General features: G+C 68.5%; 26 protein-coding genes. 11 read left to right on the top strand and 15 right to left on the bottom strand.

Going from position 1 to position 23,037, the window contains the following annotated elements; translation table 11 throughout:
• Window positions 1–130: 130 nt before the first annotated feature.
• The 4 genes from hpnE to KB201_RS18595 form a co-directional block, all read right to left on the bottom strand.
• Window positions 131–1,480, bottom strand: coding sequence for a hydroxysqualene dehydroxylase HpnE (gene hpnE, locus KB201_RS18610; RefSeq protein WP_065632508.1), 1,350 nt, complete (start codon window positions 1,478–1,480; stop codon window positions 131–133).
• A gap of 74 nt (window positions 1,481–1,554) precedes the next feature.
• On the bottom strand, window positions 1,555–2,742 hold the full coding sequence (locus KB201_RS18605) for an MFS transporter (protein ID WP_165629551.1): 1,188 nt from the start codon (window positions 2,740–2,742) through the stop codon (window positions 1,555–1,557).
• A complete protein-coding gene (locus KB201_RS18600) occupies window positions 2,739–3,413 on the bottom strand; it encodes a FadR/GntR family transcriptional regulator (RefSeq protein ID WP_078113786.1) in 675 nt (224 codons plus the stop codon). The genes KB201_RS18605 and KB201_RS18600 overlap by 4 nt, the downstream gene beginning before the upstream one ends.
• Before the next feature lie 66 nt (window positions 3,414–3,479).
• Window positions 3,480–4,130: a DsbA family protein gene (locus tag KB201_RS18595; protein ID WP_205333379.1), complete on the bottom strand. Its 651-nt coding sequence runs from the start codon at window positions 4,128–4,130 to the stop codon at window positions 3,480–3,482.
• 103 nt (window positions 4,131–4,233) lie between these two features.
• Between KB201_RS18595 and KB201_RS18590 the strand changes: the two genes are divergently transcribed.
• Complete coding sequence (locus KB201_RS18590; protein WP_211540084.1) at window positions 4,234–5,520, top strand: lipase family protein; 1,287 nt, start codon at window positions 4,234–4,236, stop codon at window positions 5,518–5,520.
• 9 nt (window positions 5,521–5,529) lie between these two features.
• Here KB201_RS18590 and KB201_RS18585 read toward each other — a convergent pair whose 3' ends face one another.
• Both KB201_RS18585 and KB201_RS18580 read right to left on the bottom strand, forming a co-directional pair.
• A complete protein-coding gene (locus KB201_RS18585; protein ID WP_058249733.1) occupies window positions 5,530–6,390 on the bottom strand; it encodes a glucose 1-dehydrogenase in 861 nt (286 codons plus the stop codon).
• A 64-nt stretch (window positions 6,391–6,454) separates the two neighbouring features.
• Window positions 6,455–6,703 (bottom strand): hypothetical protein, encoded by a 249-nt coding sequence (locus KB201_RS18580; protein ID WP_065632504.1) that lies wholly within the window; start codon window positions 6,701–6,703, stop codon window positions 6,455–6,457.
• A gap of 228 nt (window positions 6,704–6,931) precedes the next feature.
• On the opposite strand from KB201_RS18580, the gene KB201_RS18575 reads away from it, so the two are divergent.
• From KB201_RS18575 to KB201_RS18555, 5 genes are all read left to right on the top strand, one after another.
• A complete protein-coding gene (locus KB201_RS18575) occupies window positions 6,932–7,600 on the top strand; it encodes a PAS and ANTAR domain-containing protein (RefSeq protein WP_058249731.1) in 669 nt (222 codons plus the stop codon).
• A gap of 254 nt (window positions 7,601–7,854) precedes the next feature.
• Window positions 7,855–8,973 carry a glycosyltransferase gene (locus KB201_RS18570; protein ID WP_211540083.1) on the top strand — a complete coding sequence of 373 codons (1,119 nt, stop codon included), beginning with the start codon at window positions 7,855–7,857 and terminating at the stop codon, window positions 8,971–8,973.
• Complete coding sequence (locus KB201_RS18565) at window positions 8,966–10,072, top strand: glycosyltransferase family 4 protein (RefSeq protein WP_211540081.1); 1,107 nt, start codon at window positions 8,966–8,968, stop codon at window positions 10,070–10,072. The genes KB201_RS18570 and KB201_RS18565 overlap by 8 nt, the downstream gene beginning before the upstream one ends.
• A complete protein-coding gene (locus KB201_RS18560) occupies window positions 10,069–11,049 on the top strand; it encodes a hypothetical protein (RefSeq protein WP_211540079.1) in 981 nt (326 codons plus the stop codon). The genes KB201_RS18565 and KB201_RS18560 overlap by 4 nt, the downstream gene beginning before the upstream one ends.
• Entirely contained in the window at window positions 11,046–11,906 is an 861-nt protein-coding gene (locus KB201_RS18555) for a glycosyltransferase family 2 protein (RefSeq protein ID WP_211540077.1), read from the top strand. Before KB201_RS18560 ends, KB201_RS18555 begins: the two co-directional genes overlap by 4 nt.
• On the opposite strand, the gene KB201_RS18550 is transcribed toward KB201_RS18555, so the two are convergent.
• A complete protein-coding gene (locus tag KB201_RS18550; protein WP_058249946.1) occupies window positions 11,878–12,303 on the bottom strand; it encodes a hypothetical protein in 426 nt (141 codons plus the stop codon). The two genes, KB201_RS18555 and KB201_RS18550, sit on opposite strands and share 29 nt — an antisense overlap.
• Before the next feature lie 324 nt (window positions 12,304–12,627).
• On the opposite strand from KB201_RS18550, the gene KB201_RS18545 reads away from it, so the two are divergent.
• Both KB201_RS18545 and KB201_RS18540 read left to right on the top strand, forming a co-directional pair.
• Window positions 12,628–13,077, top strand: coding sequence for a hypothetical protein (locus KB201_RS18545; RefSeq protein WP_078113777.1), 450 nt, complete (start codon window positions 12,628–12,630; stop codon window positions 13,075–13,077).
• Between the two features lie 3 nt (window positions 13,078–13,080).
• Window positions 13,081–14,259 (top strand): zinc-dependent alcohol dehydrogenase, encoded by a 1,179-nt coding sequence (locus KB201_RS18540; RefSeq protein WP_078113776.1) that lies wholly within the window; start codon window positions 13,081–13,083, stop codon window positions 14,257–14,259.
• On the opposite strand, the gene KB201_RS18535 is transcribed toward KB201_RS18540, so the two are convergent.
• Entirely contained in the window at window positions 14,249–15,124 is an 876-nt protein-coding gene (locus KB201_RS18535; protein ID WP_078113775.1) for an RNA polymerase sigma factor SigF, read from the bottom strand. The genes KB201_RS18540 and KB201_RS18535 overlap by 11 nt on opposite strands.
• Window positions 15,125–15,562: 438 nt before the next feature.
• Here KB201_RS18535 and KB201_RS18530 point away from each other — a divergent pair, with 438 nt between their 5' ends.
• Window positions 15,563–16,009, top strand: a complete 447-nt coding sequence (locus tag KB201_RS18530) for an STAS domain-containing protein (RefSeq protein ID WP_078113774.1) — start codon at window positions 15,563–15,565, stop codon at window positions 16,007–16,009.
• 91 nt (window positions 16,010–16,100) lie between these two features.
• Here KB201_RS18530 and KB201_RS18525 read toward each other — a convergent pair whose 3' ends face one another.
• Together KB201_RS18525 and KB201_RS18520 are read right to left on the bottom strand one after the other, a co-directional pair.
• Window positions 16,101–16,784, bottom strand: coding sequence for a GAF and ANTAR domain-containing protein (locus tag KB201_RS18525; RefSeq protein WP_078113773.1), 684 nt, complete (start codon window positions 16,782–16,784; stop codon window positions 16,101–16,103).
• Window positions 16,785–16,915: 131 nt separating this feature from the next.
• Window positions 16,916–18,103: an acyl-CoA dehydrogenase family protein gene (locus KB201_RS18520; RefSeq protein WP_078113772.1), complete on the bottom strand. Its 1,188-nt coding sequence runs from the start codon at window positions 18,101–18,103 to the stop codon at window positions 16,916–16,918.
• A 131-nt stretch (window positions 18,104–18,234) separates the two neighbouring features.
• On the opposite strand from KB201_RS18520, the gene KB201_RS18515 reads away from it, so the two are divergent.
• Entirely contained in the window at window positions 18,235–19,242 is a 1,008-nt protein-coding gene (locus tag KB201_RS18515; protein ID WP_078113771.1) for a LacI family DNA-binding transcriptional regulator, read from the top strand.
• A gap of 3 nt (window positions 19,243–19,245) precedes the next feature.
• Here KB201_RS18515 and KB201_RS18510 read toward each other — a convergent pair whose 3' ends face one another.
• A complete protein-coding gene (locus KB201_RS18510) occupies window positions 19,246–19,563 on the bottom strand; it encodes a DUF2470 domain-containing protein (protein WP_078113770.1) in 318 nt (105 codons plus the stop codon).
• Window positions 19,556–20,287: a tyrosine-protein phosphatase gene (locus tag KB201_RS18505; protein ID WP_078113769.1), complete on the bottom strand. Its 732-nt coding sequence runs from the start codon at window positions 20,285–20,287 to the stop codon at window positions 19,556–19,558. The genes KB201_RS18510 and KB201_RS18505 overlap by 8 nt, the downstream gene beginning before the upstream one ends.
• Window positions 20,288–20,379: 92 nt before the next feature.
• On the opposite strand from KB201_RS18505, the gene KB201_RS18500 reads away from it, so the two are divergent.
• Window positions 20,380–21,012: a flavin reductase family protein gene (locus KB201_RS18500; protein ID WP_078113792.1), complete on the top strand. Its 633-nt coding sequence runs from the start codon at window positions 20,380–20,382 to the stop codon at window positions 21,010–21,012.
• A gap of 24 nt (window positions 21,013–21,036) precedes the next feature.
• Here KB201_RS18500 and KB201_RS18495 read toward each other — a convergent pair whose 3' ends face one another.
• Genes KB201_RS18495 through KB201_RS18485 form a run of 3 tightly spaced genes read right to left on the bottom strand, consistent with a single transcriptional unit; the run spans window position 21,037 to window position 22,936 of the window.
• Window positions 21,037–21,984, bottom strand: a complete 948-nt coding sequence (locus KB201_RS18495) for a PfkB family carbohydrate kinase (protein ID WP_078113768.1) — start codon at window positions 21,982–21,984, stop codon at window positions 21,037–21,039.
• Window positions 21,981–22,556, bottom strand: a complete 576-nt coding sequence (locus tag KB201_RS18490) for a zeta toxin family protein (protein WP_078113767.1) — start codon at window positions 22,554–22,556, stop codon at window positions 21,981–21,983. Before KB201_RS18490 ends, KB201_RS18495 begins: the two co-directional genes overlap by 4 nt.
• On the bottom strand, window positions 22,553–22,936 hold the full coding sequence (locus KB201_RS18485) for a hypothetical protein (RefSeq protein ID WP_078113766.1): 384 nt from the start codon (window positions 22,934–22,936) through the stop codon (window positions 22,553–22,555). The genes KB201_RS18490 and KB201_RS18485 overlap by 4 nt, the downstream gene beginning before the upstream one ends.
• Window positions 22,937–23,037: the final 101 nt, after the last annotated feature.

Here is a 23,037-nt window from a genome sequence, read left to right as displayed (position 1 = left end):
GTCGCGAGGTACGGCGTCCGCGGCGCGGAGTTCTGCACGCCCTTCGGGAAACGGCCGTATATGTGCACCCTGCCAGGGACGACAAACCCCCGCAACCATGCTGGTATGCGCCGCGGAGAAAGTCCTCGACTCAACCGAGCCGGGCGAACTCCAGGATGATGTCGACGGCCCGCGCCGCGCTCTGACACGCGCCCTCCATCGTCGTGGTCCAGTCGGTGCGGGTCCAGTCACCGGCGAGGGCGAGGCCGTCGACCTCGGTGCGCTGGTCTGGGCGGAGGCCGGCGGTCCCGGGTCGTTGCGCGAAGGTCGATTTCGGCATCCGGACCACGTGGCTGTGGACCACCTGCGCGTTCGCCGCCTGCGGGAAGTAGCGGCGCAGCATGTCCATCTGGATCTCGGTGATCTCGGCGTTCGTCTTCGAGATCAGATCGTAGGACGCCGACACCGTCGTCGAGTAGAAGTAGTTGTCGCGTGGTTCGCGCCCGTGCATGCGCTGGCGGTCCCAGACCTGTTCGAGCACTCCCTCACCGCCGTAGAGGATCTCGCCCCAGTCGGTCATCCCGATCGAGCGGTCGAGATAGAGGTTCACACTGACGATGGGCACCGGGGTCAGGTTCTCGACGGCGCGATAGATCCGCTCGTGCCCGGGCACCTGGTCGAGCAGACCCTTCACGCTCCACACCGGTACCGCGCAGATGACGGCATCGGCTGCGATCTTCTCGCCGTCGGCCAGCGTCACCCCGCTCACCGTCCCGTCGGTGACGTCGATCGACGAGACCACCGCCCGGTGTCGGACCTCCACACCGGCGTCGGCGAAGCGCTTCTCGGCGCCGTCGATGAACAACGTGTCGAGATCGACGGTGGGATACCCGATCGAGATCGGCGTACGCGTCTCGCGCGCCCGGCGGGCTCCCGTGACGAGCAGATCGGCCGGGACCTTGGCCGAGGAGATGTCGGGCTTGTCGCCGGTGAGGCCGATGACGATGCCGTCCCACAACGCATCCCGGGCCGACTGCGGCAGTCCGATGCGACGGAACCACTCGTCGGCGGTGACCTCGTCGAGCCAGTCGGGTTGCCGAAATGCCTGCCGTATCAACCTCATCTGCGCACGCGCCGTGCGCAACCGGTCGAGGCCGGTCACCCCGGGCAGGTCGCCGAGCGCGGCCCGCAGTCCGGGCAGGCCGGTGAACGCCGATCGGCGCGTCGCCCCACCGGGCATTCGCACCGTCATGTGACCCGGGAAGGCCACGTGCTCCCGCGTACCGACGCTGTCCAGATAGCGCATAAGGTGCTCGTACCCGCTGGCGAAGACGTGCTGCCCGTTGTCGGGCACGTCGTCGACGGCGTGCAGCGGCATCGAGATGGTGCGTCCGCCGAGTGAACCCCGCCGTTCGAGCAGGGTGACGCGTTGCCCCGCCTCCGACAGCCAGACCGCCGACGCCAGTCCGGCCAGTCCCCCACCCACGACCACACAATGCATGGCGACAGATTAGCGGTCAGGGCTGACCGATACCGACTGTGCGACGAATTGTCCGGGTCCCGGCGCAGACCTCGTCAACCGGTCATCTTGACGTCCTTGGCGGCGCCGAGGACGGAGAGCGCCTGGGGCACCAGCACGAGACCGAGCACCGCCATGGCCAGAGTCCACGAGCCGGTGACGTCATGGATGGCGCCGATGATGATCGGGCCGGCCGCCGCCGCCAGGTAGCCGACGCACTGCGCCATCCCGGACACCTGGCCCGTCTGTTCGGATCCCGAGCTGCGCAGCACCATGAAGAGAAGGGCCAGACTGATCGACGAACCGGGCCCGACCATCACACAGGCCGCCCAGAATCCCGGCCAGACATCAGTGCTCAGCAGACCCACGAAGCCGACGGCGCAGACCGCGATCACCGACAGGGTCACCACCCGCTGACCGGCGAAGCGGCCGGCGACGATCGGCGCGACCAGCGACATGATCAGGGCGACCACCTGCGCCGACGCCAGGACCGCACCCGCCCGCAACGGCGACATGCCGGCGTCGACGAGGTACTGCGGCAGCCAGGCCACGAACGTGTAGAAGATCAGCGACTGCGTGCCCATGAAGACCGTGATCGCCCACGCGATCGGGTTCGTCAGCAACGACGATGTCGGCGCCGCCGAGGTCACCCGGTGAACCAGCGGCAGCTGCGGAATCCAGACGACCACGGCGACCAGCGCGAGCAGCGACCACGCGGCCAACGCCAGCCGCCAGTCCCCGCCGAGTGCGTCGTTGATCGGCACGCTCACCCCGGACGCGACCGCCGCCCCGCCGGAGAGAGTCATCGAATAGAGGCCGGTCATGAGCCCGGAGCGGTGCGCGAAGTCGCGTTTGATCAGCGCCGGGAGCACGACGTTGCAGGTGCCGATGGCGGCGCCGATGACCGCCGAACCCCCGAACAGGGCGGCCGGCGACGGGATGAGCCGGACGAGGATGCCGACGATCAAGACGAGCAGGGCCCCGAAGATGACCCGTTCGATGCCGAACCGGTTGGCCAGACGGGGAGCCACCGGCGCCGAGATCCCGAAGAACAGCACCGGCAGCGCGGTCAGCAGACCGGCGACGGCGCTGCTGAAGCCGGCGTCGTCGGAGATCACCCCGATGAGCGGTCCGACGGCCACCACGGCCGGTCGCAGGTTCGCGGCGACCAACATCACTCCGACCGCGGTGACGATGACCCCGACGGCGGACTTCTCGCGCGTGGACAGCGCCTGCGCGCTCATCCCCACACCTCGGTGGAGTCGACGTAGGCGTACACCGCCGCGCGCGCTGCGTCGGCGTCGCCGCGCTCGATCGCGTCGACGACATCTCGATGACCGCGCGGGTGCGACTGCTCGGCCAGCGGACGTCGCAAGACCGACGGATGAGTACGGGCGATCGCCTCGGCGATTCCGTCGTACATCGCGATGAGCAGCGCGTTGCGGGACGCGACGACGAGCTCGGCGTGGAATGCGATGTCCGCCTCGGTGTATCGATCCAGGTCACCGTCGGCCATCGCGTCCTCGGTGCGCGCCAGCAACAGGCGGAGACGTTCGACGTCGGCGGCGTCGCCCCGGGCGGCCGCACCGGCCGAGGCCTCGCTCTCGAGAGCACGTCGCACTTCGAGCAGATCCCGGAGCTCCGACGGCGCGGAGGTCCGCGCGATCGCACCGGCGAGTGGGCTCCGGCCGCGCACATACGTGCCGTCGCCCCGCCGGGGCTCGAGCATGCCGGCGTGTTCCAGGGCCCGGGCGGCCTCCCGGATCGTGTTGCGGCCGACGCCGAACTGCGCCACGAGCTCGGGCTCGGCGGGGATCCGTTCGCCCAGGGGCCAGGTGCCGTCCGCGATCAACTCCTGCATGCGCTGCACGACGAGCTCGCTCGTCCGGCGAGGTGGGGTGATCTGTCCGGACACGCAAACAACCTAACATCCCATGTTTCAGTCCCGGTCGGTGCCGCACGGTCTCCCCCGCCCGTAGCCTCAGCCGGTGGCCGCCCGTTCCAGCGCTCCGGTCAGGTCGTCGACGGTGGTCGGCACCAAGCGCTGGTCGTCGAGAAAGAACGTAGGGGTGCCCTGTACGCCCAGGGCCAACCCATCGGCGACATCGGCACGAATCCGCTCCAGCGTGGCGGGACTGTCGTACGCGGCGTCGAAGGCCGTCATGTCCAGCCCGAGATCGATCGCGAAACCACGGAACACGTCGTCGGCGGGAGCCCGCTGCTCCCCCCATCGGGCCTGGGTGGTGAACATGCGCTGGTACATCTGCTCGAATCGGCCCTGCTGTGCAGCCGCTTCGACGGCGCGGGCCGCGCGCTCGGCGTTGAGATGCCCGGGCATCGGGAAGTAGCGGACCACGAAGGTGATCCGGTCGCCGTAGGTGCGCCGGAGATCTTCGATGATCGGGTAGACCGCGCCACAGGCCTCACACTCGAAGTCGAGGAACTCGACAAAACGCGCCCGCTCACGTTCCGGCGACGTTAGGCGGTGGCTGTCCAGGCGCACCACGAGATCGGCCGCGACGGCGGTGTCCGCCGGGGCAGGCGCGGGTTCGCGGTCGATGAGTACCGCGACACCGAGGACGACGACGACGGCCGCGAGGGCCGTCCATGCGATCTTGGTCGGTCTGCTCACTCCTGCCCTGCCCACCCGCACACCGTAGGGGTGACAGAGCCGAAAACGGACATCCGCCTGCTCGATCGCTGACGCAGACACCCATTCGGTGCTTAGATGAGCCATGTCGTTCGGGGTGCGCACGAGTTGGCTGCGCGTGGGTGTCATCGGTGTGGTTGTCGGCGTGCTGCTCGGCGTGTTCGCGGGCACGCCCCCCGCCCAGGCCGCACCCGGGCCGGGCTCGCCACTGCCGTCGGCCGACCCGTTCTACCGTTACAACGCCTCACTGTCGGGCGTGGCTCCCGGAGCGGTGCTCCGCAGCCGTCCCATGCGGTTCCAGACGCCCACGATGTCCACCCCGATCACCGGCTCCCAGGTGCTCTATCGCACCACCGACCAGTTCGGCGGGAGCGTGGTGACGGTCGCGACCGTGCTACGACCGCTGATCCCGGGCCCGACGCGCCTGGTCTCGTACCACATGGCCTACGACGCGCTCGGGTCTCAGTGCGATCCGTCGTACACGCTCAGCGGGGGTTACACCAACGGCACCGCAACCGCCGAACAAGGCGTCATCGCAGGCTATCTCGCCGCTGGGTACACCGTCGTGGTCCCGGACTACGAGGGCGAGAAGCTGCAGTGGACCATCGGCCGGCAGTCGGGCTATGCCGCACTCGACGGCGTCCGCGCCGCACAGTCGTTCCTGCGGCTGCCGCGGTCGACCCCGGTCGGCCTCGTCGGATATTCCGGCGGGTCCATCCCCACGCAGTTCGGCGCCGAGGTCGCGCCGCGCTACGCGCCCGAACTGAACATCGTCGGCGCCGCCGCGGGCGGATTGCCGGTGGACCTCGCGCACAACCTGCCCTACATCAACGGAAGTGCGAAGTGGGCGGGTGTCATCCCGGCGCTCGTGGTCGCCTACCAGCGGACCTACCGGCTCGACACCTCGACGTTCCTCTCGACCCGCGGCCGACAGGTCGCCCAGGACGTCAGCGACGAGTGCATCTCGGAGTTCGCGTCTAAGTATCCGGGACTCACCAGCGCGGACATGGTCAGGCCGCCGTACGCCGGCCTGCTCGACGTGCCGCAGGTGGTGCGGGCGATCAACGACAACATCATGGGACGGTCGGGCACCCCGTCGACGAAGATGCTTCTCGCGGTGGGCCACTACAACGCGATCGGGGACACCCTGATGATCACCGGTGACGTGATCGGCCTGGCGAACGAGTACTGCTCACGCGGCGTGGACATCACCTACCGGCAGCTCAACGGCCTGACCCATCAGGAGGCGTTCCTCCCGTTCGAACCGCTGGCACTGCAGTACCTCACCGAGCGGTTCGCGGGTGCCCCGACACAGAGCAACTGCGGTTCGCTGCCGCGCGGGAACAGCCTGGCGCCGCTCCCGGTGCCCTGACCCGACGGCCTACCCCGGCAGGGTCTCGCCACCGATCGGGGCCAGCACCTCGCCGGTGTAGTACGACGAGAGCTGCTCGGCCGCGAAGAACACGTACGACGGCGCGATCTCGTCGGGCTGGGCCGCCCGTCCCATCGGCGCCTGGGTGCCGAAGTCCTTGACCGCCTCGGCCGGCATCGTCGCCGGGATCAGCGGCGTCCAGACCGGGCCCGGCGCGACGCAGTTCACGCGGATCTTCCGTTCCATCAGCGCCTGCGCCAGCGAGTAGGTCAGGGCCAGCACCGCGCCCTTGGTCGCCGAATAGTCGATGAGGCTGTCGTTGCCACGCAGACCGTTGATCGACGACGTGTTGATGATGGCGCCGCCGCCGGTCAGGTGCGGCACCGCCGCTCGCGTGGTGTGGAAGAAGCTGTCGATGTTGACGTCGAAGGTGCGTCGCCACTGCTCCGGCGTCAGCTCCAGGAAGTCGTCCACTATCTCCTGATAGGCGACGTTGTTCACCAGGATGTCCAATGCGCCGAGCTCGTCGACGGTCCGCTTCACGATGTCGGCGCAGTGCGCCGGGTCGGCGAGGTCGCCGCGGTACGCGCGGGCCTGCCGTCCTTCGGCCTCGATGAGCTCGACCGTGTGGCGGGCGTCGTTGTCTTCCTCCAGGTAGGCGATGGCGACATCGGCGCCCTCCTTGGCGAAGGCGACCGCGACCGCGCGACCGATACCCGAGTCGCCGCCCGTGATGAGGGCGGTCTTGCCGGCCAGCAGATCGCGGCCGCGATAGTCGCGCATCTCGTCCCGGGGGCGTTCGCCCATCTCGTCGGTCTCACCGGGGTAGGAGATCGTCTTCGGTTCGTGCTCGGGGTTCTCGTCGCTCATGGTCGAGATGGTGCCCGCTGAGAAGCGTGCGGAAACATCGGCGCGGACCGGGGCGCGGACGTCGTCAGGGGTTCTGGTCGGGGATCTCTTGGTCGAGTTTCTCGTCGAGGGACTCCCCTTCCCGCTGTTCCCGGGCGGTCGTGCCGGTCCGATCACTGGCCGACCAGTCCTCGGGCGGGTCCATCCCCTCCTCGAGCGGGTCCTGACCGAGCCGGTCCTCGTCGAGATCCTCGAAACCGGCTGTCGACGTCAGATCGGGGTTGATGCCCTCAGATGCCGCTGTCGCACTGTCGCCCACGTTGTCGGTACTCATTCTCGTCCTCCTGGCTGTAGCCGAGATCGGTGTCGGTCGGGGTCGGGGTTTCACCGCCGGCCCGGGGTACCGCACATACCCGGCCGACACGCCATCGAAACGATCTCCGCGAGTCCTGCCCCGGGACACGCGCCGGGTCGATTCCCGCCGGATGCGCCAGCCAGGTAAGCTCATCTTTCGCCCGAGACCGCTGGCATTCCTGTTGATTTGTGGTTTGTAGGGGTGAGGGTGACAGACGCCAACGATCACACCGCCGGCGAGTCCCGTATCAGTCACGTCGGCAGCTTCCGGTTCTTGTTCGACACCCAGGAATGGGAGTGGTCCGACGAGGTCGCCGAGATGCATGGTTACCGGCCCGGTGAGGTCACTCCGACGACCGAGCTGATCGCGGGGCACAAGCACCCGGACGACCGGCAGTCGTTCGAAGAGCTGCTCGCGACGATGCTCGACCGCCGGATCCCGTTCTCGAGCCGTCATCGCATCGTCGACACCAAAGGTGAGGTCCGCCACGTCGCGGTGGTGTCGCAGCAACTCACCGACGAATCCGGCGCCGTGATCGGCGCCGAGGGGTTCTATCTCGATCTGACGGCAATCGAGGAGAAGGCCGTCAAGGACCGCGTCGACGAGCACGTCGCGCGATTCCGCGAGCACCAGGGCGTCATCGAGCAGGCCAAGGGCATGATCTCGCTGGCCTACGGCGTGAGCGCCGATCGCGCGTTCGAGGTCATGCGTTGGCGTTCGCAGACGGCCAACGTCAAGGTGAACGAGCTCGCGCGGTCGATCGTCACCGGCGTCCACCGATACGTGGTGCTACCGGACCCGGTCCGGCAGTCGTTCGACCATCTGCTGCTCAACGCACACCGCTCCGACAACGAGAACGCCTCGTCCTCGAAGTAGCACCGACGCACCACCGTTCATCGCGTCCACGGGCGGTTTCACCGCCGACATTCCGGGGTATCCGGACCGGCACGAGATAGGTGCCGGAAACCGGCAGTCATCTGCGGCTCGCCGAAGCCGCGATCGTGCAGGCCCGGTTGAGAACACAGCCGTTGCGACCCTAGTGAACGGATGTGGCAGTGAGCAGTGCGCAGCCAGGCGGAACAGCAACCCTCGAGACAACGGGGTCGAACACGACACGAGGTCTGTCGACGATGTCGGCGGGCCTCGGTTCGCGGAGGGGCGGTGCGACCCGCGTGCGCGTCGCGTCGGTGCCGCACTCCCATGTGTACGTCCGCCACCTGTCGCCGCTGAACGGGACGGTCAGCGGGCTCGACTCCGGCCCGGTCTCGGTCGTCCGCCTGCCCGACCCGGTTCCGGCCGACGGCGCCAAGGTGCCGGGCGGCTGGTGGCCCCCGCTGATGCTCGACCCCGCGTGGATCGCCCGCAACCACAACGAGTTCGACGTCTTCCACCTCCACTTCGGGTTCGACGCCGTCGAGCCGGCCGAGATGTCGAAGGTGATCGACGAGCTGCGCACCCACGGCAAACCACTCGTGTACACGCTGCACGATCTGCGCAATCCGCACCACGCCGAACCGGGACGCCACGAGGAGGTCCTGGACCTCCTCGTACCGGCGGCGGATGAGGTCATCACCCTGACCCCCGGCGTCTCCCGGGAGATCGCGCGCCGCTGGCAGCGCGAGGCGACCGTGCTGCCTCACCCGCATGTCGTGCCGCCCGGCCGATTCGGTCCGCGCGCGCCGCACGCCGACGACTTCGTGGTGGGGGTGCACGCCAAGAGCATTCGCGCCAACATGGATCCGCTGCCGGTGATCATGACCCTGCTCGAGGCGGCCGCGGACTACCCGGACATGACGGTTCAGATCAACCTGCACGACGAGGTGTTCGTCCCCGGAAAGCACGCGTACAACCCGGACTTCGGCACCACTGCGCTGGCACTCTCCCGGCACCCCTATGCCCGCGTGCTCGTGCATGAGTACTTCACCGACGATCAGTTGTGGGACTATCTGCGGAGCGTGTCCGTGTCGGTACTGCCGTACCGATTCGGAACCCACTCCGGGTGGCTCGAGGCCTGCCACGATCTCGGTACCACCGTGATCGCGCCGAGCTGCGGCTTCTACCGCGAGCAGCAGGACTGCCTGTCCTTCGGGTTCACCGAGGACACCTTCGATCCGGACTCACTCGTTTCTGCGCTCGCACAGGCCTATTCGGCTCGTCCCGCGGCTGCCTCATGGCCCGACCGGCGCGCGCAGCGCGAGTCGCTCGCCGAACAGCACGCCGCCCTCTACACCAGGGCTCTGGATGCGTGACACGTTGAGGATCGCCATCGTCGCGTCGAGCCGCTACCCGATCGCCCAGCCGTTCGCGGGCGGACTCGAGGCCCACGTCTGGCATCTCACTCGCGCCCTCACCCTCGCCGGTCACGAGGTCACGCTGTTCGCGGGCGCGGGCAGCGATCTACCGGTCGACTCGGATCGCCTGCGCGGCGAATTGTTCGAGCCCTCCGCGGCCGCACGCTCGGATGTGTCGATGCCCCAACTCGAAGCACTGCAGGATCATCACGCGTACCTGTCGCTCATGCTGTCGTTCACGAACAATCCCGGCGACTACGACGTGATCCACAATCACAGCCTGCACTACCTCCCGGTCGCCATGGGTCCGGCCGTCGAGACCCCGATGGTCACCACGCTGCACACCCCGCCGACGCCGTGGATCGAGTCGGCCCTGACCCTTGCGCCCGGTACGCGTTGTGTCGCCGTCAGTCGGCACACGGCACAGTCCTGGTCGCATGTGCTCGGCGATATCCCGGTGGTGCACAACGGGGTTCAGTTGGACCGCTGGCCCGCCGGCCCCGGCGGAGACGACCTGGTGTGGTTCGGCCGGTTCGTACCGGAGAAGGGCGCCCACCTCGCGATCGAGGCCGCCCAGCGCGCGGGTCGTCGGCTCCGGTTGGCCGGACCCATCAGCGACACAAGGTATTTCGAGCAACAGATCGCCCCGTCGCTGGGCGGGCTCGTCCACTATGAGGGACACCTCCACCAGCACGACCTGGCGCGATTGGTCGGCTCCTGCGGCGCGACCCTGGTGACCCCGGTGTGGGACGAGCCCTACGGCCTCGTGGTGGCCGAATCCCTCGCCTGCGGCACCCCGGTGGCGTGCTTCGCCCGTGGCGGTATCCCCGAGATCGTCGGCGAGCACGCCGGCGTCCTCGTGCCTCCGGGCGACATCGACGCGCTGGCCCTCGCGGTGGACGATGCGCTCACCCTCGACCGGGGCCTCGTACGTAGGCGCGCGGAGGACCACTGCTCGGACATCGCGATGATCGATCGGTACCTCGACATCTACGCCGATCTGGTCGCCGGGCGGCCGTTGGCCGACTCCTCGCTCGCCCGGGAGGTCGGGGTGTGATCGGTTACTACGTCCACCACCAGGGCCGCGGACACTGTTCCCGGGCCACCGCTGTCGCCGGCCACCTCGGCACCGACGTCGTCGCGCTGACCAGCGCGTCGCTGACCGCCCCGGTGTTCAGCGAGGTGATCACGCTCGCGCGCGACGACTCCGACCCGCAGCCGCGGGACGTCGACGCCGGCGGCCTGCTGCACTGGGCCCCACAGCACGATGGCGGACTACGCACACGCATGGCGCAGCTGGCCGAGTTCGTCGAGACGCGCCGACCGGCCGCCGTCGTCGTCGACGTATCGGTGGAGGTCACCTTGTTCCTCCGGCTGATGGGCGTGCCGGTGATCGTGACGGCGCAGCCCGGCGTTCGCGACGATCTGCCGCATCAGCTCGCCTACCGGGCGGCCGATGCGATCATCGCGCCCTGGCCCGCCGAGCTGTATCAACCGGACTGGCTCCGGGAGCATCTGCCGAAAACGGTCTTCACCGGCGGTATCTCGCGGTTCGACGGACGACTCCCCGTGTCCCACCCCACCTTCGCCGCCGACATCCTCGTCGTCACCGGCGCGGGCGGGGTACCGGGTGCCCCGCATCCGGCGACCACACTCGGCGAGGAGCTCCCGGAGCACACCGTCGTCGGGCTCGGACCCGCCTTCGGAACGTGGGTCGACGACCCGTGGCCCTTCCTGTGCAGTGCGCGGGTGACCGTCATCGGCGCGGGTCAGGGAAGCGTGGCCGACGCCGCCGCGGCCGGGCGCCCGGCGGTGGTCATCCCCGAGGACCGACCCTTCGCCGAACAACGGGCAACCGGCAACACCCTCGCACGCTCCGAACTCGCTCTCGTCACGTCGTCATGGCCGTCCACCGAACGCTGGCGCTCGATCCTCGACACCGCCGGGAGTTCGTCGCCGGAGTGGTCGCGGTGGCACACCGCCGGCGCCGCCGAACGTGCGGCGCGGGCGATCGAGGCGGTCGCGCACCGATGACCGGCGTCCCCGAGGTGGTCGCCGTCATCACGATCGTGTCGGGGCGGCACCGCCACCTTCGACGACAACTAGAGGCGTTCGCCCATTCGACCCGGCGGCCCGACCTGCACTTCGTGGTGGCCATGGACGACCCCGACATCACATCCGTCACCGACGGTCACCCGGTGGAGGTCATCCGGTTCGCCAACGACGACCCGGACACCCTGCAACTCGCCGATGCCCGGAACGCCGGCGCCACGGCCGCCATGACCGCGGGGGCCTCGCTCTTGGTGTTCCTCGACGTCGACTGCATCCCCGGCCCGGACATGCTCGAGCGCTACCTCCGCTCCTGCACGGCCACACCGGACTTCAAAGTCCTCTACTGCGGCCCGGTCACCTACCTCCCCTGCGACCAGCCGACCTTCGATGCGCGCGAGCTCGCCCGGTTCACCGATCCGCACCCGGCGCGTCCGTCACCGGGTACCGGGCAGACACAACTCTCGTCGGAGCTGATGCTCTTCTGGTCGCTGTCGTTCGCCGTCCGGACTACCGACTGGCTCGCCCTCGGCGGCTTCCACCCCGGCTACCGCGGCTACGGCGGCGAGGACACGGACTTCGCGATGTCCGCGCGCGACAACGGGTTTCGGATCGCCTGGGTTGGTGGCGCACACGCCTACCACCAGCACCATCCGGTCTCGAACCCGCCGGTCGAACACCTCGCGGACATCCTCCGCAACGCACGGGTGTTTCATCGGCGATGGGGCACCTGGCCCATGGAGGGGTGGCTGCGCGCGTTCGCCGACCGCGGCCTGGTCTCCTACGACACCGCAGGCGACGAGTGGCTCCGGGTCAGCGACGGAACTTCGAGAACCCGATGACGACGCCGCGGGAGGCGGCACCCGGGAGCGGTTCGTCGTAGGAGATCGTGTGGGTGTCGGTGACGGTCTGCACGATCCGCCATCCGAAGGTCGACTGCTTCAGGGTCACGTCCGGGACGAGCTCGCCTCGGATCTCGCCGATCACGCCCTGCGACGACATGTGCAGGGTCAGTTCGATGGACGACTCCTCCGCGGCGGCGGAGATGATCTGTGAGCAGATCTCGTCCACGGCCACCTTGGCGTCGATGACGTCGTCGAGCGCCCAGTCGTCGATGTACAGCGCGGTCTCGACCAGAGCACGTACCAGTGCGAGGCGATCGGTGGCGGCCGGAACCCGCAGGACCGTCGGCGTACCGCCGTCGATCGATAGCTGGGACGTCGCGTCGGAATCGGTCATCAAATGAGTCTTCTTCGCCCGTTGATTGGTGGTGCCGATCTCGGCTGGTCTGGTCATGAGTGCCCCGTGATTCCGTGTTCCAAACCGCGGCCGGAGGACCTTGCCGCGCTGAACGTGCCCCCCGAACACGTGTCGACACGTTAGCAGAGCGTTTACCCAGATCATGACTCGATGAGATTCACGTCTCCATCCGTCCCATGAACGACCGCGGTCGCGGCGAGGCGACGTTTCATCGTCGGCCGCTCGCGGTAAACCCTCCGCACCGAGGCCGGTGTCGAGCACGCCGGCCACCGAGCCCCGACCAGACAGCGCAGGGAGTGCACCATGCCAGATCTGACACCCGAACGAGAAGTCGCGTCGCGTGAGGCCATCGCGCGGCGCCCGGCACGAAAGTCGCGAGGACTGAAGGCCGTCGGCCTACTCGGCTTCGTCTGCCTCGGACTGATGCTGGTGCTCGCCGGCATCGCCATCGCCGCCGGTGCGAGCGACCGCGATGCGACGGTGTGGCTGGCGGTCGGCGCCGTCGTCATGGGTCTGCTCGCGATCGGACTGCTGATCGGCAGCCGCGTCCTGCTGCGACGTCGCGCAGCCCGGGACGGCGATCGGGCCCATCAGGACCCGATCCAGCCCGAGACCACCGCCGAGGAAGCCGAACGCTATGAGGAGCGGTTCCACGACTTCCCGGTGGAACACGCCGGAAAGAGTGAACGAGGACGAGACGACCGCCTCGAGGAGATTCGCGAAGAGCGTCGAGCCGACAACGGAAAGGCCTAGAGAATGCGTGCAGTGACCTGGCAGGGCAAGCGAAACGTCTCGGTCGAGACGGTGCCCGACCCGAAGATCATCGAACCGACCGACGCCATCATCAAGGTCACCTCGACCAACATCTGCGGGTCGGACCTCCACCTCTACGAGGTTCTCGGTCCGTTCATGCAGGCGGGCGACATCCTCGGGCACGAGCCGATGGGGATTGTCGAGGAGGTGGGCAGCGACACCGGCGACCTGCGGGTCGGCGACCGTGTGGTCATCCCCTTCCAGATCTCCTGCGGCTCTTGCCTTTTCTGCAACGAGGGCCTCATGACGCAGTGTGAGACGACCCGCGTCACCGAGCAAGGGATGGGCGCCGCGCTGTTCGGCTATTCCCAGCTCTACGGCTCCGTGCCCGGTGGGCAGGCCGAGTACCTCCGGGTGCCGCAGGCCCAGTTCACCCACATCAAGGTGCCGCTGGAGAAGCCCGACTCGCGGTTCGTCTATCTCTCGGACGTGTTGCCGACGGCCTGGCAGGCCGTCGCCTACGCCGAGATCCCCCAGGGCGGAACCGTCACGGTGCTGGGCCTCGGCCCCATCGGCGACATGGCTGCCCGCATCGCCGCGCACCAGGGAGCGCGGGTCATCGGTGTCGACCGCGTGCCCGAGCGACTCGCCCGGGCGGAGGCCCGCGGCATCGAGACCGTGAACTTCGACGCGGTCGACGACGTCGGCGACGCCATCCGCGACCTGACCGGGGGACTGGGTACCGATTCGGTCATCGACGCTGTCGGGATGGAGGCCCACGGGTCGCCGGTCAACAAGGCGCTGCAGAGCGTCGTCGGCCTGCTGCCGGACGCCGTCGCCCGCAAGGCGATGTCGGAGGTGGGTACCGATCGGCTGGGTGCGCTCTACTCAGCGATCGACATCGTCAAGCGCGGCGGCACGATCTCGCTCTCCGGGGTGTACGGCGGCGCGGCCGACCCGCTGCCGATGCTGACCATGTTCGACAAGCAGATCCGGCTGCACATGGGTCAGGCGAACGTGAAGCGCTGGGTCGACGACATCATGCCGCTGCTGACCGACGACGACCCGTTGGGCGTCGACACCTTCGCCACCCACGAACTACCGCTCAGCGAGGCCCCGCAGGCCTACGAGACCTTCCAGAAGAAGGACGACGGAATGGTCAAGGTGATCCTCAAGCCGTGAACCCGCGTGGCGTGCCGCGGCCCTTCGTCGCGGCACGCTCGCTGTCGGCCTGCGATCCACCGCCGCCGTTCTCGTTCCCGGTGTCGTCCTCGTCGACCACGACCTCGGACCGCAGGGTTTCGAGAATCCGCGTCAGCAAGCGCGACACATGCATCTGGGAGATCCCCACCTGACGCGCGATCTCGCTCTGCGACATGGACTTGAAGAACCGCAACGTGAGGATGGTGCGCTCACGTTCGGTCAGCCGCTCGAGGGCCGGCTGCAACGTGACGAATTCTTCGACCAGTTCTAGTCGCGCGTCCTCGTCGCCGAGGGTGTCGGCCAGCGTCCAGCCGTCGGTCGACGAACCGGCTTCGGCATCGATCGAGCTCGCCGTGTAGGCCGACCGGGCGACCATGCCCTCGATCACCTCGCTGACGGGCAGCCCGAGGTGCTGGGCGATCTCACTCGGGCGCGGCGACCGTCCGAGGGACTGCAGCAACTCCTCACTGGCCTTGGCGATGTTGAGCGACGCCTCCTGGGCCCGGCGTGGCACGCGGATGGACCAGGTGCTGTCCCGGAAGTAGCGCTTGACCTCGCCCATGACGGTCGGGACCGCGAAGGCCAGGAAATTGTTGCCTCGTTCGACGTCGAAACGGTCTACGGCATGCATGAGACCGATCCGCGCCACTTGACGCAGGTCGTCGATGGGCTCACCGCGCTCCGAGAAGCGCCTGGCGACATGGTCTGCCAGGGGCAGGCACCTCGCGATGACGTCCTCCCGCAGCCGGGCACGACGATCGTCGTCCTTCTCCTCGTGCATGGTCCGAAGAGCCGGAAGGACATCACTGTAATCGTCGTGATCGCCCCGGTCACCCGACGCCATTCTCACCACCAGACTTCGAAGACAGCTCGAGATCGATGCGCAGACCTCGTGCCGCATCCAGAACAGGACTGATGTGCGCACCGGGTTCGACGCATATCCGAGTCCAGCCAACCACGGTCGCCCGGCGGCGTCCAGCCACGGCGGCCCTCGGCTGGTCAGGGCGTCGCGTGGCAGGAACAGACCGCATAGAAACTGCCGAAGTGGGTACAACCTTGTAGGTGATGCCTTGGCAACGTAGGGTAAGAGATGCGGTTCAGGTAGAAGCTGCGTTCTAAGCGTTGGGCGCCCAGGGCCTTCTCGCTTTCCACCATCACGTCCAATCCCCCTTACCGGGTGATCGTGAACTTGGGGTACTGGCGCCTATTCGGCGCAGCACCAAGGCTTCCGATCCAGAAGTGACGGTCGTGGCCAGACGCACTCGACTGAATTGAGAACATCATGGCTCTCACCTCTTCGACCACCTTCCGTTCGGCGTTCGATCCCACCGCGGAGTCCGCGCCGACACCTCATCCGCATCAGCTTATTTCTCCGAAATCGTATTGCGTGCAAGGATTCTCGGGTAGCGTGGACCGCGACTCGGCGGCCGACTTCGCCGCCGCCCTCGACCGCGTGATCGGCGGCCCCGTCGACGGCATCGTCCTCGACTTCTCGGGCCTGAACTTCTTCGGGACCGTCGGGTTGGTGCTCCTGCGTTCGTTCATCGACGACGCCGGTCGCCGATTCGTCCCAGTGGTGGTCGTGGGTGGCCGCGCGGTGACCCGCCCCCTCGAACTCTGCGGAATGGCGCCGTATGTCAAGACTTTCGAGTCCATCGAGGACGCGGGACGCGCTCTGACCCAGGATCAGGTCGGGCCCAGAACGATGGAGTTCACCGTCACCGAGTGACCAACCTTGCCCCGTGAGATGCAGGGAGCGGGTCTCCTGCCCCCTGAGGTGCGAGGAGCGCAAGCGACGAGCCTCGAAGGGTCGCGTCAGGTCACCGTGTGACGGTGATCTGACGCGCGATGTCTACCAATTTGGTGTTCGAGTCCTGCGACAGGCGCTTCAGCAGGTCGAAGGCGGCCACCGCGTCGATGTCGAACCGTTCCATCAGCATGCCCTTGGCCTGACCGATGACGTCCCGGTTGGCCAGGGCGCTGTGGAACTGCTTGTCCTTCTTCACCTTGTTCCACGCGAGGGCGGCATGCGTCGCGAAGACCACGCCGATGTCCTCGGCGTGAAGGTCGAAGGCGAACGGCTCGTCGGCGTAGAGGTTCAACGCCCCGATCGACGTGGTGTCGGCGAAGAGCTGGAACGACAGGACGGAACGAATCGGCGTCTCGACGAGCGCGCGGCGGCGGTATTCGGGCCAGCGCTGCTCGTTCTCGAGGTCGTCGACTCGGACGATGCGATCGGCGAGCGCTGCCGAGATGCACGGTCCCTCACCGAGTTCCGCTTGAATACGGTCGTGTACGTCGGCAACGTCGTGCGTGGACCCGAACGACGCGATCGATTTTCGGTCGATTGCGACGGTGAGGCCGGCGTACGCGACTCCGGGGATGTCGACCAGCGCGTTCTCGACGATCGTCTTCGCAACCTGCTCGTCGGAGTCGTCGCCGTGGAGTTCACGCGCCAGATCCGCGATCTTGCGGTGAACGTCATCGTCAGCCGGATCGGTCATGGTCGAACCCCTTTCGACGCCCGACGTGAGCGAACGACCACGGACGCGCATTGTTCGGCGTGCTCGTCCAACGTAACCCACTGCGCCACGTTCCGTGGGCGCCGGTGGTTACCGCCAGGCGCCTGACTGCCTCAGCGAAACGCCGCCGACCCGGTGAGTGCGCGCCCGATCGTGAGCTGGTGGACCTCCGAGGTCCCCTCGTAGGTGAGCACCGACTCCAGGTTGTTGGCGTGCCGGATCACCGGATACTCCAGAGTGATGCCATTCGCGCCCAGGATGGTTCGGCATTCGCGGGCGATCGCGATCGCCTCGCGGGTGCTGTTCAGCTTGCCGGTGCTGACCTGCTCGGGCGTGAGTTCGCCGCGGTCCTTCAGACGGCCGAGGTGGTAGGCCAGCAGGTGACCCTTGCCCACCTCGAGCGCCATGTCGGCGATCTTGGTCTGGGTGATCTGGTAGCCGGCCAGCGGCTTGTCGAACACCTGGCGGGACTGCGCGTACTCGATGGCCGCCTCGAGGCAGTCGCGGGCGGCACCCATCGCCCCGAAGATGATCCCGAAGCGGGCCTCGCCGAGAGCGGTCAGCGGTCCGCGCAGCCCCTCCGCCTTCGGCAGCATCGCCGAGGCGGGAAGGCGCACGTCGTCGAACACGAGCTCGGAGGTGACCGAGGCGCGCAGCGACATCTTCTTGGTGATCTCCGGCGCCGAGAACCCCGGCGTGTCGGTCGGGACGACGAACCCGCGGATGCCGCCGGGACTGTCGGCGAGGTCGGTCTGCGCCCACACCACCGCGACGTCGGCGATCGAACCGTTGGTGATCCACATCTTCGTCCCGTTGAGCACCCAGTCGTCGCCGTCCCGCTTGGCGTGGGTGCGCATACCGGACGGGTTGGACCCGAAGTCGGGCTCGGTCAGGCCGAAACAGCCGATCGCCTCGCCCGCCGCCATCCGCGGGAGCCACTCGTTCTTCTGCTCCTCCGAACCCCAGTGGTGAATGGAGAACATCGCCAGCGAGCCCTGCACCGAGACCAGACTTCGGATGCCGGAGTCGACGGCCTCGAGTTCCAGGCACGTCAACCCGTAGGACATCGCGCTCATCCCGGGGCAGCCGTAGCCCTCGAGGTGCATGCCGAGCGCTCCGAGCCCGCCCAGCTCGCGGGCGATGTCGCGGGCCGGAAGCCGGGCATCCTCGAACCAGTCGGCGATGTGCGGACGCAACTTCGACGCCGCGAAGTCCCGCACGCTGTCACGGATGGCGATCTCGTCGGCGTCGAGCAACGAGTCCAGGGCGAAGAGCTGGGTCAACGTGCTGGTGCGGGACATGGCGGACCTCCGTCGAGAATGGGACTCGCGCGGACCGAGGGCCGTCGACGAGAACGTTTGCACGAACGTTTGCATCGCCTAAGGTAGGTGTTCGATGCCCATCGGGTCAATCAGGAAGAGAGAGGATCAGCGTGGTCAGTGGTCAGCGCGCCCCCACGCTGAAGGAGATCGCCCGGCGTGCCGGCGTACACGTGTCCACCGCCTCCCGGGTGCTGCGACAGTCCGAGCCCGCCGACGGGTGGTCGGCGTCGGCTCTGCGGGTGCGGGAGGTGGCCGACCAACTCGGTTACCAGCGCAATGTGTGGGCGGCCAGCCTGCGGACCCGCCGAACCACCACGATCGGGGTCGTGATGACCCGCCTCACCGACGGCGTCGTGGCCACGACCTACCAGGGCATCGAACAGGCCGCCACCCGGGCCGGGTACTCGGTCCTGCTGTCATCCCCGCCCGACGAGGAGGCCGCTCAGCGACGGGCCATCGAACTCCTCGTCGGCCGGCAGGTCGACGGTCTGCTGCTGAGCGGATTACACCTGCCGGGCCGGGACTTCGTGGAGTCCCTGCGGGTCGGCGACCTCCCGATGCTCACCCTCACCCGGCACGCCGAGGCCGGACTCCCCTTCGTCGGCGGCGATGACGTGCGCGGCGGACGCATCGCCGCCCGACATCTCTTGGAGCGCGGTCACACCGACCTCGCCGTCATCGGCGGACCCGGCCACGCCACGACGGCCACCGACCGGCTCCGCGGGTTCCGCGCCCAGCTGGCTGATGCCGGGATCACGCTGTCCGACGACCGCATCGTCGCTTCCGACTTCGAGGTTCACGGCGGGACGGCGGCCGGGCGCGCATTGCTCGATCGTCCGGACCGTCCCCGGGCGATCTTCGCGGTGTCGGACACCATCGCCATCGGAGTCCTCGGTGTCGCCCGCGACCTCGGCCTCCGCATCCCCGACGACCTCGCCCTGATCGGCTACAACGACATCCCGGTGGCCGCCCAGCTCCCCGTGCCGCTCACGACGGTCCGCTCCCCCGCTCGGGAGATCGGCGAGACCGCGGTGCGCGGCCTCCTCGACCTCGCCGCCGGGCGGGACGTCGAATCCCGCCGCCTCCCGGTCGAACTGATGGTTCGCGGGAGCACGTGACCCTCAGGGCGCAGAGGTACCCGAACGTTCTTGCGCCGCAAGGAACATCGCGACGACCGCGGTGCGGACGTCGCCACGATCGCGGACCGGGCGATCCCAGGCGAGCCGCACCCCGACGACCCCCTCGGGAACCGTGGCGTCGAACGTCGCTGCCTCGTGGTCGAATCCGGTCATCCGCGCCGCGACCGCATCGGGCCGCCCGCCCAGCACACGGCAGATCAGTAACGAGTCGTCGGCGTGGTCGTCATTCATGTGTGCAAGTACGGCTGCCACGACATCCGGTCTGAATTGCGCTGCATCCGTGGTGTTTTCGTCAGTCACGCCCGGCCTCCTCGGCCTCGGGACGCACGAACCTCGAGACCCAGCCCCGGAAGTGGTCGACGTCGCCGCCGTGCTCCTCGAACCATCCCCACGCACCGCCGCGCGCACCGGTCACGTCCCCGACGACGAGTTCGATGGCCTCGCGCGGGGTGCGCAGGATCGGGGCGTCCAGCGTGGTGCCCGCCGGGATCCGCTTGCGGGACCGCAGACGCGCGAACACCCCGGCGATGCCGTCCTCGGTCCGGTGATAGTCGGTGACGACCGCTTCCTCGTCGACGCCCGCCAACAGCAGGGCGATCGCGATGATCACCCCGGTCCGGTCCTTGCCGGCAGCGCAGTGCACGAGCGTCGCGCCCTCGGAGTCGAACTCGTTCAGCGCGGCGGTGAGTCGATGCCCGCCCGTGCGCATCATCGCGGTGTAGATCTCGACGAGCGCGGTGTCGGCGAGGCGGTCGACGCGGGCACCCGAGGACACCGGACGGTGCACGACGCGAACGTTCGGCGGCCAGGTGACGGCCATCCGGCCCAGCTCGGTGGGGTCGCGCAGATCGACGACGGTCGCCGGCGGCCAGGGCAGGCCGACGGGGTCCTCGTCGTCGGGATACGGGGCATCGCTGCGGATCAGCACGTTGGCGGCGGTGACGCCGCCGCCGGCGACCCGCATACCGCCCAGGTCCCGGATGTTGGCGAAGGTCCGCAGGTCAGAGGCGGAGGAGAGGGTCACGGCGGTCCCGATCGTCGATGTGCGCGGTGGTCGGTCGCACCTCACCTTACGCAGGCGATGGAACGGGTGACGGCTGACGTACCGTGGCGATGATGACGACCTACCACTCCTACGAGCCGTCGCAGGGCAACCGGCTCTCTCACGACCCGGTGAATGCCATCGTCGCGCCGCGGCCGATCGGCTGGATCTCGACGGTGTCCGACGACGGCGTCGGCAACCTGGCTCCCTACAGCTTCTTCAACCTCTTCAACTACACGCCGCCGATCGTCGGTTTCGCCAGCGTCGGATACAAGGACACCGCGGCGAACGCGATCGAATCCGGCGAATTCGTGTGGAACCTCGCCACCGACGATCTCGGCGAGCAGATGAACGCCACCTCGGCTGCGGTGCCCGCCGGCGAGGACGAGTTCGACGTCGCCGGCCTGACGCGCCTCGCCTCTGATCTCGTGGCCCCGCCACGGGTCGGCGAGAGTCCGGTGAGTTTCGAGTGCCGAACCACCCAGTCGTTCCAATTACGTATGGCCGCAGGCGACCTCGTCGACACCTGGATGGTGCTGGGCGAGGTGGTCAAGATCCACATCGCCACCCATCTGTTGCGCGACGACCAGACCTACGACACGGCCGGCGCCCGACCACTGCTGCGTGCGGGCGGGCAGGGCGACTACTTCCTGCCCAGCGACGACCACCACCGGTTCATGAAACGGCCGAAACCGGCCACCCGCTAGCGGCTCCCTCCCGGCCGGTTCCGCTCACATCGCGCGGCGGATCTCGTCGTCGCTCGGCATCCCGGTCCGGGCGCCGACCGCGGCGACGGACAGCGACGCCGCCGCGACACCACGTCTCGCCGCCTCGACTACCGTCGACCCGGCGGCGAGGGCGGCCGCGAACACGCCGTTGAAGGTGTCACCCGCACCGGTCGTGTCGACGACCCGCGCGACCCGTCCGGCGGGGAGCGAGATCACCTCGGACGCGGGGTCGGCGATCAGTACGCCATCGGCACCGAGGGTCACGAGAACCGGTGCGCCCGTTCGGGATGCGACCGCCGTCGCCTGTTCGGCCGCCGATATCTCCGGCGCGGCCACACCCTCGGAGACGAGTCCGTACAGGTCCCGCAGTTCAGAGGAGTTGGGCGTCAGTACCGGCGCCGACGCCATCAGGTCGACGGTCGACGGCAACACCGGGGCGGGGTTGACGACGCAGCGGATACCCCGGGCGGCGGCCGTCGTGACCGCCGCGGCGACGGCGTCGGCCGGGATCTCGGTGCTGACGAGGACACAGCCGGCCCAGCCCGCCGCACGGTCGACCACGGCACGGACCTCGTCGGTGCCGAGGACGGCATTCGCGCCTGCCCCGACGGCGATCTGGTTCTCCCCGTGCGGATCGACGACGATCAGCGCCATCCCGGTGGCGACGCCGTCGAGCACGTCCACGTCCGTCACGTCGACACCGGAGTCCCGCAGTTCGGCGAGTGCGCTCGCGCCCATGTCGTCGGAACCCACAGCGCCGCAATATCGCACCCCGGCACCCGCACGCGCCGCGGCGACGGCGGCGTTCGCACCCTTGCCGCCGCCGTGACGTGTCACGGACGGACCGACGACCGTCTCACCGGGCCCCGGCAGACGGTCGGTCGCCACCACGAGATCGACGTTGACAGCGCCGACGACGAGAAGCCGGCCGGCTCGATCGAGGGAAGTCATCGTGCCTTCGTATCCGTCAGCGCACCCGGCGTCCAGTCCGGCCAGTCGGGTACGCCGGCGACCAGACCGTCGACGTACCGCGCGACGATGCGCGTGGTCGGTTGCTCGTTGGCGTACACGGTTGCCAGGTCACTCCGCGCGATGGCCGTCCGGACGAGCGGCCACAGGCGTCGGAACCGCTCGCGGATCTTGACCTCGGGGACCGCGTGCCCGCCACTGTCCACGCGCAATCGGACGCGATGGACCGCGAGAGCCTCGGGGATCATCACGACGTGCAGCGCGACTCGGTATCCGGCGGTATGCGCACGTTCGATGAGCTCCAGTTTCGAGGGGTGCGAGAAGACCGTCTCGGCGATGAACGAGGTGCCGCGCTCGATGAGAGTGTCGCGGGTCGCCGCCGCCAACCGGGCGGCGTCGTAGGAATGGGCTTCCGCGGAGTCGGGCCACCGCTGCCGGGCGATCAGGTCGGCGTTGACGAAGGGCACATGCAGCAGGGGCTGCAGATGACGCTCGACCAGCGTCGACTTACCCGCGCCGTTGCATCCGACGACCAGATCGAGCCGCGGAGTCACTGCTCGAGGATGACGCTCGTCCCGTCGGGGCGGTGTTCGACGAGCCGTCCGGCGTCATCGACGACCACCGAGGACAACCCTGCCGAGGCACGACGAACCACGTGGTCGTCGGTCGCGAGCCGCGCTTCGAGATGGGCGTCGACCTCGGCGTCGTAGACGACGGCTTCCTCTGCGGTCAGCACCTCTCCCGACAGATCGCCCGCCAGCGCGGCCTCGACCCGCTGACGCGACGCGGTGGTGCGCTGCGAGACGCTGCGCCCGAGACGCGCCCAGTGTTCGAGTTGCTGCCGCGCCGACCGCTGCTCTCGCGCGCCCTCCCGGGCCGCATCGGTCACCAATGCGGCAGACAGCCGGGTCACCTTGTCCGTACCGGTGCTCATCGCACACCTCCCGCGCGTGTGTAGCAGAGTGCTACATCGCCCCAGCATACGCCGACGAACCCGTCGACGGTCGTTGTCGCATGACCGTCGACGGGCGTCGG

The organism is Gordonia sp. SCSIO 19800, from assembly GCF_018132775.1.
GTDB classification, from domain to species: Bacteria; Actinomycetota; Actinomycetes; order Mycobacteriales; family Mycobacteriaceae; genus Gordonia; species Gordonia hongkongensis.
Note: the sequence above shows the minus strand (reverse complement) of the source record. Positions and strands in the feature narration are given on the sequence as shown.

Coding starts and splice junctions, on each gene's coding strand:
- hpnE (WP_065632508.1), bottom strand. CDS start 1,480: ATGCATTGTGTGGTCGTGGGTGGGGGACTGGCCGGACTGGCGTCGGCG.
- KB201_RS18605 (WP_165629551.1), bottom strand. CDS start 2,742: ATGAGCGCGCAGGCGCTGTCCACGCGCGAGAAGTCCGCCGTCGGGGTC.
- KB201_RS18590 (WP_211540084.1), top strand. CDS start 4,234: ATGTCGTTCGGGGTGCGCACGAGTTGGCTGCGCGTGGGTGTCATCGGT.
- KB201_RS18585 (WP_058249733.1), bottom strand. CDS start 6,390: ATGAGCGACGAGAACCCCGAGCACGAACCGAAGACGATCTCCTACCCC.
- KB201_RS18580 (WP_065632504.1), bottom strand. CDS start 6,703: ATGAGTACCGACAACGTGGGCGACAGTGCGACAGCGGCATCTGAGGGC.
- KB201_RS18570 (WP_211540083.1), top strand. CDS start 7,855: ATGTCGGCGGGCCTCGGTTCGCGGAGGGGCGGTGCGACCCGCGTGCGC.
- KB201_RS18565 (WP_211540081.1), top strand. CDS start 8,966: ATGCGTGACACGTTGAGGATCGCCATCGTCGCGTCGAGCCGCTACCCG.
- KB201_RS18555 (WP_211540077.1), top strand. CDS start 11,046: ATGACCGGCGTCCCCGAGGTGGTCGCCGTCATCACGATCGTGTCGGGG.
- KB201_RS18550 (WP_058249946.1), bottom strand. CDS start 12,303: ATGACCGATTCCGACGCGACGTCCCAGCTATCGATCGACGGCGGTACG.
- KB201_RS18545 (WP_078113777.1), top strand. CDS start 12,628: ATGCCAGATCTGACACCCGAACGAGAAGTCGCGTCGCGTGAGGCCATC.
- KB201_RS18540 (WP_078113776.1), top strand. CDS start 13,081: ATGCGTGCAGTGACCTGGCAGGGCAAGCGAAACGTCTCGGTCGAGACG.
- KB201_RS18535 (WP_078113775.1), bottom strand. CDS start 15,124: ATGGCGTCGGGTGACCGGGGCGATCACGACGATTACAGTGATGTCCTT.
- KB201_RS18530 (WP_078113774.1), top strand. CDS start 15,563: ATGGCTCTCACCTCTTCGACCACCTTCCGTTCGGCGTTCGATCCCACC.
- KB201_RS18525 (WP_078113773.1), bottom strand. CDS start 16,784: ATGACCGATCCGGCTGACGATGACGTTCACCGCAAGATCGCGGATCTG.
- KB201_RS18520 (WP_078113772.1), bottom strand. CDS start 18,103: ATGTCCCGCACCAGCACGTTGACCCAGCTCTTCGCCCTGGACTCGTTG.
- KB201_RS18500 (WP_078113792.1), top strand. CDS start 20,380: ATGACGACCTACCACTCCTACGAGCCGTCGCAGGGCAACCGGCTCTCT.
- KB201_RS18495 (WP_078113768.1), bottom strand. CDS start 21,984: ATGACTTCCCTCGATCGAGCCGGCCGGCTTCTCGTCGTCGGCGCTGTC.
- KB201_RS18485 (WP_078113766.1), bottom strand. CDS start 22,936: ATGAGCACCGGTACGGACAAGGTGACCCGGCTGTCTGCCGCATTGGTG.